General features: G+C 70.1%; 5 protein-coding genes. All 5 read left to right on the top strand.

The window, feature by feature from the left end:
• Positions 1 to 149: 149 nt before the first annotated feature.
• Complete coding sequence (locus JNW89_RS16765; RefSeq protein ID WP_375155110.1) at positions 150 to 1,706, top strand: lipopolysaccharide biosynthesis protein; 1,557 nt, start codon at positions 150 to 152, stop codon at positions 1,704 to 1,706.
• A 10-nt stretch (positions 1,707 to 1,716) separates the two neighbouring features.
• Positions 1,717 to 2,607, top strand: coding sequence for a sulfotransferase domain-containing protein (locus JNW89_RS16760; RefSeq protein WP_238449629.1), 891 nt, complete (start codon positions 1,717 to 1,719; stop codon positions 2,605 to 2,607).
• A 406-nt stretch (positions 2,608 to 3,013) separates the two neighbouring features.
• Complete coding sequence (locus JNW89_RS16755) at positions 3,014 to 9,037, top strand: RHS repeat-associated core domain-containing protein (RefSeq protein WP_238449628.1); 6,024 nt, start codon at positions 3,014 to 3,016, stop codon at positions 9,035 to 9,037.
• Between the two features lie 251 nt (positions 9,038 to 9,288).
• A complete protein-coding gene (locus tag JNW89_RS16750; RefSeq protein ID WP_238449627.1) occupies positions 9,289 to 9,552 on the top strand; it encodes a hypothetical protein in 264 nt (87 codons plus the stop codon).
• Between the two features lie 212 nt (positions 9,553 to 9,764).
• Positions 9,765 to 10,702, top strand: a 938-nt coding sequence (aroC, locus tag JNW89_RS16745) for a chorismate synthase (protein WP_238449626.1), incomplete at its 3' end; no start/stop codon positions are given.

Here is a 10,702-nt window from a genome sequence, read left to right as displayed (position 1 = left end):
GCCACGCCCGCCGTACCCGCGCCCCGGGCTGCCACCACCCCGCCTCCTGCGCCGGCCTCGACCGCCTCGGCGGCGGGCGAGGCGGCCCGGCGGCCGGAGTCCGAGCCGGACCGATCGGTCGCGGATTCGCCACGCCAGGGAGGGATGGCATGACCGATCCGGGAACGCGGCCGACCGGCGCGGCCGCCACGGCCGTCGCGGACGCCGGTGGGTCGGCCGGCGAGCGGGAGGTACGCCGCAGCGCCCGCAGCGGGATGGTCGGGCTCGCCGGGGCGGGTGTCAACGGCCTGCTGGGCTTCGTGCTGACCGTGGTGATCGTCCGGGGCCTGGGGCCGGCCGGCTCCGGCGCGATGTTCACCGCCATCGGCGTGGTCACCATCCTGGGCGCGGTCTGCTGCGCCGGCGCCGACACCGCACTGGTCTGGGCGCTGCCGCGGCGCAGGACCGGGGCGGATGGCGACGCGGCCCGGCTGCTGCCGGTGGCCTTGCTGCCCGTGCTGCTGCTCACCGGCGTCCTTGCGGTGGTCGGGGAGTTCGCAGTCGACCACCTCGCGCCAGTTCTCTTCGACGGGGCGGACGGGCCGGCACTGCTGCGCCTCGCCTTCGTGGCGTTGCCGCTCACCGCCGCGATGACAGTGCTGCTCGCGGCCGTCCGCGCGGTGCGGCCGGTGGTCGCGGTGGTGGGCATCCAGTACGTACTGCTGCCCCTTGCCCGCCCCGTGTTGGTGGTGGCGACGGTGGCGACCGGGGCCGGCGTGGTGGTCGGTTTCGGCGCCTGGCTACTGCCGATCGCCCTGGCCGTGGCGGCTGCCGGAGTCCTGCTGGTACGACCCCTCGGGCTGTCGGCCGGCGTCCGGCTGCTTCCGGACGGCACGGACTGGCGTACTTTCTGGGGCTTCGCGTTGCCCCGCGCGGTATCGGCGGCCATCGACGCGAGCAGCATGTGGGTGGGTGTCCTGCTCACCTCGGCGCTGGCTGGCGCGACGGACGCCGGCGTGTTCAGCGCGGTCGGCCGCTACGCCCTCGCCGGACTGCTCGTCATGCAGGGGCTCCGGGTGGCCGTCGCGCCACAGCTGTCCCGGCTGCTCGGGCAGGGACGCAACCCGGACGCGGCCCTGGTCTACCGGCGGGTGACGGTGCTGGTCATCATCCTGTCCTGGCCCGCCTACCTGCTCCTCGCGGTGTTCGCGCCGGGCTTCCTGAGTCTCTTCGGGCAGGAGTTCGCCGCCGGCGCCACCCCACTGGTGGTCCTCGCTGGGGGCATGATGGTGAACTCCGGGGTCGGCATCGTCCAGACGATGTTGTTGATGAGCGGCAACAGCCGCCGACATCTTTACGCGACCCTGGTCGGCCTGGCGCTCACCGTCGGCCTCGGCGTACTGCTGATTCCCGACCACGGCGCGCTCGGCGCCGCCTACGCGTGGGCCGCCGGGATCGTCGTGGAGAACCTGTTGGCCGCGGCGGCTGCCCGATCCGTCGTCGGGGAGCCGCTGCTCACCCGGTCGCTGGGATGGGCGGCCCTCGGCGCCGGCGGCGGTACGGGGGTGGTCGTGGTGGCGAGCGCACTGCTGGCCGGGAGGGGCGTAACGGGCCTTGCCCTGGCCTTGGCGGTGCTGGCGGTTGCCGCCGCCGCGCTGCTGCTGGATCGGCGGGTCCGCCGTACGGTCCGTGCCGCCGTGACGATGCTCCGGCCGGGACCGGCGTGACGAGAGGGGAATCATGACGATCCGCGACCGGCTCAAGGGCGTGGTGCCGCACCAGGTCACCCATCAGGTGCGGAGCTCACTGGTTCGTTACGGCGAGCGAACCGCCGACCGGCGGCCGCTGCCGGACTTCCTGATCGCCGGCACGAAGCGCGGCGGTACCACGTCGCTCTGGCGCTACCTGCTGGACCACCCCCTGGTGCCCCGGCTCTTTCCCGCCTGGAACACCAAGACCTCCCACTACTTCGAGGAGAACTGGGGACGTGGCGAGGCGTGGTACCGCTCGCACTTCCCCACCGAGCGTCAGCGCCGGGCGCTGGAACGGCGGCACGGTGGACCCGTCCGGGTCGGCGAGGCGGCGCCGCTGTACATGTTCCACCCGCTCGTTCCGCAGCGGGTGGCCGACCTGCTGCCGGACGTCCGGCTGATCTTCCTGCTGCGTGACCCGGTGGAGCGCGCGTACTCCCACTGGAAGGAGCGGCGTACCGAGGGCAAGGAACCGCTGGACTTCGCTGAGGCGTTGGCGCGCGAGGAGGAGCGGACGGCGGGGGAGCGGGAGCGGTTGATCGCCGACCCGACCTGCTTCAGCGACGCGTACGACTGGTACACGTACCGGGCGCGGGGCCGCTACCTGGAGCACCTGGAGCCCTGGCTGGCCCGCTTCGATCCCGCGCAGATGCTCATCCTGCCCAGCGAGAAGCTGTACACCGAGCCGGCGGCCAGCCACGCCCAGGTGCTCGCCTTCCTGGGGCTTCCACCGCACCGACTGAAGGCGTACGAGGCGCACAATCACCGGCGCAGCAAAGCTATGGACCCCGACGTTCGAGCCGATCTGAGCGCCTACTTCGCGCCGCACAACGAGGCCCTGTCGGAGCGCCTTCGGATGCGCTTCGACTGGTCCTGACGGACTGACGGCCGATGCAGCCCGAATGTCACGTGGTCTGCCGGGGCGGCCATCGACGGTGACCGTGCTTCTGGAGACCTCTACCGATGGTGATCACCATCGACCGTGGTCAGGTTTTGCCTGGTAGAAGCCGCCGCCCAGCGGCTGCAGTTGTCACGCAAAGTTCTTATTGACGATCTTCGCTGCTCACCGTAGCGTCCGGCTCACCATTTGGCCTGGACACGGGGGAGCTTTGATGGCAGCTGCGCGTGCGCAAACAATCTATTCATTGGCGAGATGGGGTAGATCCGTCAGATCTCGGTGGGGTCAGGCGACGACAGTCGCTCTGGCTGCAAGCCTGCTGGCGAGCATCTCCGGCGTACCGGCCGAGCGTGCTGAGGCGGCTCCCCGGCCGAAGTCGGTCGAGGTGTTGGAGCGTCCCGACGAGATGGCTGCGCTGATCACCGCTCGGATGACCGGCCAGCAGGTTCGGATCACCGGCATGACGACGGAGTCCGCTGAGTACGTCGCCCACCCCGATGGGCACGTGGAGGCGAAGGTCCACGCCGGTCCGGTGCGGATGCAGCAGAACGGCAAGTGGGTCCCGATCGACCTCACCCTCCAGCCGGCGGCGGACGGTTCCGTCCGGGCCCTCGCACACCCTCTGGAGCTGCGTATCTCCGGGGCCCGCAAGGCCGGCGGCGAGCTGGCCGCGGTGGGTGTCGGAGACGGCCGGCTCAGCATGGGTTGGGGCGGTGCCCTGCCCGCGCCGGTGCTCAACGGCAACCGGGCGACCTACCCGGAGGTGGCGACCGGCATCGACCTGGTGGTCGAGGCCACCCGGACCGGGTTCGCGCAGTTCCTCACGGTGAAGAACCGGGAGGCCGTGGACCGGCTGCCGGCGCTGGCGTTCCCGCTCACCGGCAAGGGACTGTCGTCGTTCACCCAGGACAGCTCGGGTGGGCTCATGTTGAAGGACGTCAAGGGCCGGCCCATTGCGGCCGTGCCGGCGCCGGAGATGTGGGACGCCCGACGGGCCACCGGCACCGAGGAGCCGACCCGGCGGGCCGTGGTGTCCGCGAAGGCCGAGCGACCCACCAACCGGCAGACCCGCGAGGCCGGTGGCCTCACCATGCGGCTGGACCCGGACCTGAAGTGGCTCAAGGACCCGGCCACCCAGTACCCGGTCACCATCGACCCCCAGATCAACCCGCTCTACACCACCTTCGACACCTACGTGAAGGAGGGTGACACGGTCGACCGGGGTGGGGCGAACGACCTCCAGCTCGGTCTGCTGGCCGGCTCCCCGAACACCAAGGCCCGGGCCTTCGTGCACTGGGGCGTCTCCGCGCTCAAGGGCAAGCAGATCACCTCTGCCACGGTGAACTTCTGGAACTTCTGGTCGAACACCTGCACCGCGACCTCGTGGGAGATCTGGACCACCGGTGCCGCCTCGTCGGCCACCCGGTGGGGCACCCAGCCCAGCTGGACGCAGAAGGAGGCGACCTCGACCCAGACCAAGGGCGGCTCGACCTGCGCCGACGGTTGGGTGACCATCAGCGGCACGACGTTCTTCCAGCGGGCCGCCACCGCCAACCAGTCCACCGCCTACATGGGCGTGCGAGGTACGGACGAGGCGAGCACCAACAGCTTCAAGCAGTTCCGCTCCCGCAACGCGGTCGACAGCAGCCAGGTGCCGTACGCGGTGGTGAACTACAACTCGTACCCGACTGTCGGAACCCGCTCGACGGTGCCCGCCACCGCCTGCGTGACCGGCGCCTCCCGACCGAAGGTGAACACGGCGACCCCGCAGCTGAAGTCGGTCATCTCCGACGCTGAGGGCTCCTCGGTGAAGGCCGAGATCGAGTGGTGGACGCTCACCGGTACCACCAAGCTGGGCAGTTCCATCACCGCCACCGCGGCCTCCGGGTCGACGTTCAGTGCCACCGTGCCCGCCGGTGTCCTCGCTTCCAACACCTCCTACAAGTGGCGGGTCCGTGGGAACGACGGCACGGTCGACGGCACCTGGTCGTCCTTCTGCGAGTTCACCGTGGACACCTCGATCGGCAGCCCGCCGATCATCAGTTCCACCACCTACCCGGAAAACCAGTGGGGCGGTGACGCCAACCTCGCAGGTGCCTTCACCTTCGACCCCAACGGCATCGCCGACGCCGCCGCGTACGAGTACAGCCTCGACGTCCAGCCGCCGAACAAGGTGGTCAACGCTCCCTCCCTCGGTGCCCCGGCGACGGTGGACATCACGCCGCTGACCGCGGGCTGGCACAGCATCTGGGCGCGTAGCCGCGACTCGGCCGGCAACGTCACCGAGCTGCGTAACTACCCGTTCAAGGTGGGCTCCGGGGCGGTCACCTCGCCCAAGCCTGGGGATATCAGCGGCGCGAAGGCGGTGCTCGGCTCGACCGCCGCGCCGTCCTTCGTTGATGTCACCTATCAGTGGCGGCGGGCCAGCTCGGACGCCTGGGTGACCGTTCCCGCCCCGCACGTCACCTACGCGGCCGGCGGCGGCGCGGTCACCTGGCCCGTCGCGCTTTCCAACGGCACGGCGCCGAAGCTGAACTGGGACGTCGCGGCCACCCTGGCTTCAGTCGACGCGGCGAGCATCCCGCGTGACGGTCCCGTCCAGGTCCGCCCTCACTTCAACCTGAGTGATCACGGCGCACCGGCCGACGCGGTGAAGTTCCGGTTCGACCGCAACCTCGCCTCGGCGGACACCGCCCAGGTGGGCCCCGGCTCGGTCAACTTGATCACCGGCAACTACCAGCTCTCGCAGTCCGATGTGTCGGTTGCTGGCCTGGGTATCTCACGGACCGTGAACAGCCGTCAGCCGCAGGGCTCGGACCCGCTCTTCGGGCCGGGCTGGGTCTCCGGCCTGGTGGCCTCCGACGCCGACGCTCCGTACACCAGGCTGACCACCTATGGCAGCCTGGTACAGGTCAAGCTGCCGGACGACTCGACGATCGGCTTCACCAAGGCCGACACCGCCGGGGTGAACTACGAGCCGCAGGTCGGTGCGGAGTCCTACAAGCTGACCTTCAATGCGGCCACCAGCACCTTCACGCTGGCCGACGGCGCGGGCAACGTCGTCACCTTCACCCGCACCTCGACCGACCCGGTCAACGTCTACACGCCGACCGCGGCCACCGCGCCGGGCTCCGGCACCACCACGACGTACTCGTGGGAGAAGGTCACGGTCGGCACGACGGACATCATGCGGCCGACCCGAATGCTGGCGCCGGTCCCGACCGGTGTCACTTGCACCACACTGGTCAAGGGCTGCCGCGCGCTGACCTTCACCTACGCCAACGCCACGACCGCCACCGGCTTTGCCGACGGCACCTGGGGTGACTTTCTGGGTCGGGTCAAGCAAATCTCCTACACCGCCTGGGACCCGGACCTCGCCACCCCGGCGATGCGGACGGTCGTCCTCGCCCGCTACAGCTACGACAGCGGCGGTCGGCTGAGGACCTTCTCCGACCCGCGACTGGACTACACGAATGGCAGCGGGCCGCAGCAACTGCGGACCGTGTACTACTACAACGGCGACGGCATCATCGTCTCCCTGACCCCGCCGGCCCAGCAGCCCTGGCAGTTCTCCTACACCACCGTGCCGAACGACCCGGGCAAGGGTCGACTCCACGAGGTCACCCGGTCGGCGCTGACCGCGGGCACCTCGGTGGAGACGGTGGTCTACCAGGTGCCGACCTCGGGCACCGGGGCGCCGTACGACCTGTCCGGCACGCAGACCGCACGGTGGGCGCAGACCGAGCCGCCGACCGATGCCACGGCGGTCTTCCCGGCGACCCAGGTGCCGACCGGCGACCCGGCCATCGGCACGCTGCCCAGCTCGTACGAGCGGGCGACGGTGGCCTACCTGGACGCGAACGCGCGGACGGTCAACACCGCCGAGCCGGGCGGCCACCTCACCACCACCTGGTACGACGGCTACGGCAACACGGTGGGCGAGTTGGGCGCGGGTAACCGTAAGCGGGCACTCGACGCCTCGACCACCGACAACGCCACCGCCGAGGCCCAACTGGCGGCGAAGCTGCGGGAGACCTCGGTCTACTCCGCCGACGGGCAGCAGCTGCTGGAGAGCTTCGGGCCGGAGCACGACGTGATGCTGTCGACCGGCACGGTCGTCCGCGGCCGGACCCACACCCGGTACACCTACGACGAGGGAGCGCCGGCAACCGGCGGACCCTACAACCTGGGCACCACAGAACGGGTCTCGGTCAGCTACGTCAGCGCCGGCCAGGCCGTCGACGCCGACACCCGTACCTCCACCACCCAGTACGACTGGACGTTGCAACAGCCCACGGTCCAGATCGTCGACCCCGACGGGTTGGACCTGACCACGCGGACGGCGTACGACGCCAGGGGCGCGGTCGTCTCCCAGACGAGTCCTGGCGGCGGCGACTCGACGACGACGCCCTCCACCCGGCAGACGGTCTACTACACGACCGCGGCCAACTCCATCCATCCCGAGTGCGGTGGCCGTGCCGAGTGGGCCGGTGCCGTCTGCTGGAACAGCGCCGCTGGTCAGCCGGAGCAGGGCCAGCAGCTGCTGTCGAAGGTCACGACCTACGACTTCTACGGCCAGCAGCGGACCGTGACCGAGCGGAACTCCTCGGGCGTCCAGCGGACCACCACCCTCACCTACGACGCCGCCGGCCGCCAGCTCGAAGGGACCGTCACGGGCCCGGTGTCGTCCGGCGAGCCGATCGAGAAGCGGCGCAACGTGTACGACCAGGCCAGCGCCCAGCTGGTCCGGACCGAGACGGTGAACGGGTCGGGCGTGGTCACGGCGCAGGTCGTCCGTGGATACGACGCGCTGGGCCGGTCCACCTCCTTCACGGACGCGGACGGCAACGTGTCCACGACCACCTACGACATCGCGTCCCGCCCTAGCGTGGTCAACGACGGGAAGGGAACCCGCACGTTGACCTACGACGGGGGCTCGGAGCGCCGCGGTCTTCCGACGCAACTCGCCGACAGCCAGTCGGGCAACTTCGTCGGCAGCTACGACGCGGACGGCGTGCTGGCCACCCAGACCTCGCCGAACGGGCTCGTGACGTCGGTGCAGCTGAACGAGGCCGGGCTCATCACCAACCTCACCTACGTCAAGCCGGGCTGCGGCCAGAGCGACTGCACGGTGTATGCCGAGACCCTCAGCTACAGCGGAGGCGACGAGCGGCGGGTCAGCACCTCGACGCTCTCCGGCCGGGCCTACGCCTACGACGAGGCGGGGCGGGTGATTACCGTCCAGGACACCCTGTCTGGTCAGTGCACCACCCGGGCGTACAGCTTCGACCAGGCCACCAACCGGATCGATCTCAACACCTTCGGCGCCGGAACCGGTGGCGCGTGCCAGTCCGTCACCGCGCTGACGAGCCAGACGTGGAGCCACGACTCCGCCGACCGGCTCGTCGACACCGGTTACACCTACGACGCCCTGGGCCGGACGCTCACGCAGCCGGCAGCCGACTCGGCAGTGCCAGGAGGCGGGAGTGCCCAGTTCACGTACCACGTGAACGACATGGCACGTACCGCCGTGCAGGGGAACCGGCAGGCGACGTACACGCTGGACGTGGTGAGCAACCGGTTCCGCTCCTGGACCGACACGGCGACTGGCCTGGTAAAGCGGCACCACTACAGTGACGAGGGGGACAAGCCCGCCTGGACCGACGAAGGCAACGGGAACAGCACCCGCCAGGTGTTCGGCTTGGCCGGCGTCGCGGGTACCTTCGCCAACACGACCGGTGTCACCTGGGTCATCACCAACGTCAACGGTGACAACGTGGCGGGGATGACCGAGACGGGCTCCGGACTGGCCTACACGAGCGAGTACACCGAGTACGGGTTGGCGCGAAACAGCGCCGACGCGGGCAACCGCCGGTACGGCTGGCAGGGTTCGGCCCAGCGGGCCGCGGACACCCCGGGCGGAGTCGTCCTGATGGGTGCCCGCATCTACAACCCCGCCACCGGTCGCTTCCTGTCCAACGACCCGGTCTACGGCGGTAACGCGAACTCCTACGAGTATTCCACCGGTGACCCGGTCAACAAGCACGACCACTCCGGCGCCCTGTCGTGCTGGCGCTACAACAAGTACTGGTCGAATTGGTACTACTGGTGGGGATCGTACGGAGGCAGGCGTTACAGTACCGACTTCAGCTGCTATCTGTCCCACGGAGATTTCGCCTGGCTCGGCACCTACGGACTTGCGTACGGTTTGATCGCCAGCTTCCTTACGGGCTGGTTCGCGGCGGCCTACGCCATCGCGGCTTTCATAATTGGCGTGATGTATTTGCATTACGACCACTGGTGCCGCAGCAAGGGGGCGACCTACAAGGGGCGCGTTAGGCTCTACTACGACCGGAACTGGAACCACCATCATTTCACTGCGTCGTACCGTGGCTGGTACTGCAATTAACCGGAATGCGGTTGATGGATGAGACCAAAAGTGGACGTGCGGTTGGCACCGGACGCGGTGAAGAGGTTGACGCCGCTGCCGAGGTCGATCGTGAACGGTGGCGAAGTGGGATCCGTCGTGTCCGTCTGTTGCCTGCGCCACCCGGGCGTGAGCCGACTGGCGGTGAGCCTCATGGTCGACGAGGTCACCGCCAAGCGGTTAGCCGCACCTGCCGGCTGGAGGCCTGGTGGGGACGGTGGATGATGCCCAGGGTGCTCGTCGCGGCAGCGGTGATCCTGCTCCTCGCCGTCGTCGACGCCGTAGGAGAGGATCAACGCCTACTGTCCGTGGCGGTGCTCCTGGCCCAGGTGCTGGCGGCCGTGACGCTGGTCGGCAGGCTCGTGTTGTTGTCGCTCCGCTCTCGGCATCATCCGAAACTGGAAGGACACGGCGTGCTCATCCGCGACGTCGACCGTGAGGCGGCTGAACTCTGGGCCGACCTCAACCCGAGGGGTGTCGTCGAGATCCTGGACTAGCCAGCAGCCAGATCGAGGCACGCCGGAGGTGGCGGTCGCGTTGTCGGCAAGGCACGACGAGGAATGACACCCCGTCCAGGCGCGCCGGTCGTAGGACCGGCGGCGCTGCGTGCTTGCAGTGGAGTAGCACGATCCCGGCCACTTTTGTCCGTAGGGCGGGACGCGGCGGGCGCGCTGCCGCCACCACCACCCGGCGTGGCAGACTGAGCGCTGTGTTGCGCTGGCTGACTGCAGGTGAATCGCACGGTCCCGCCCTCGTCGCGATGCTCGAGGGGGTGCCCGCCGGGATCGAGGTGACCACCCGGGAGATCTCCGACGAACTGGCCCGGCGTCGGCTCGGCTACGGCCGGGGCGCCCGGATGTCGTTCGAGCGGGACGAGGTCGAGGTCATCGGCGGCCTGCGGCACGGCGTCACCCTGGGCAGCCCGGTCGCCATCCGGGTCGGCAACTCCGAGTGGCCGAAGTGGCAGACCGTGATGGCCGCCGACCCGGTGGACCCCGACGAGCTGGCCCGGCAGGCCCGCAACGCCCCGCTGACCCGCCCCCGGCCCGGCCACGCCGACCTGGCCGGCATGCAGAAGTACGGCCACACCGACGCGCGGCCGATCCTGGAGCGGGCCAGCGCGCGGGAGACCGCCGCCCGGGTGGCCGTCGGCACGGTGGCCAAGGCGCTGGTGAAGCAGGCCCTCGGCATCGAGATCGTCTCGCACGTGGTGGAGCTCGGCCCGGTCGCCGCCAAGCCGGGCCTGCGGCCCCGGCCGGAGGACGCCGAGCGGATCGACGCCGACCCGCTGCGCTGCCTGGACCCGGAGGCGAGCGCCCGGATGGTCGCCGAGGTCGACGCCGCGAAGAAGGCCGCCGACACCCTCGGCGGCGTGGTCGAGGTGCTGGCGTACGGGGTGCCGCCGGGCCTGGGCAGCCACGTGCAGTGGGACCGCAAGCTCGACGCCAGGCTGGCCACCGCGCTGATGTCCATCCAGGCCATCAAGGGCGTGGAGATCGGCGACGGCTGGCAGCAGGCCCGCTCCCGTGGCTCCGAGGCGCACGACGAGATCATGCCGACCGCCACCGGCGTGCGCCGGGTCACCGACCGGGCCGGCGGCCTGGAGGGCGGCATCACCACCGGTGAGCCGCTGCGGGTCAAGGCCGC

The organism is Micromonospora sp. 4G55 (assembly GCF_016803375.1).
This window is presented reverse-complemented; position numbering and strand designations above follow the sequence as displayed.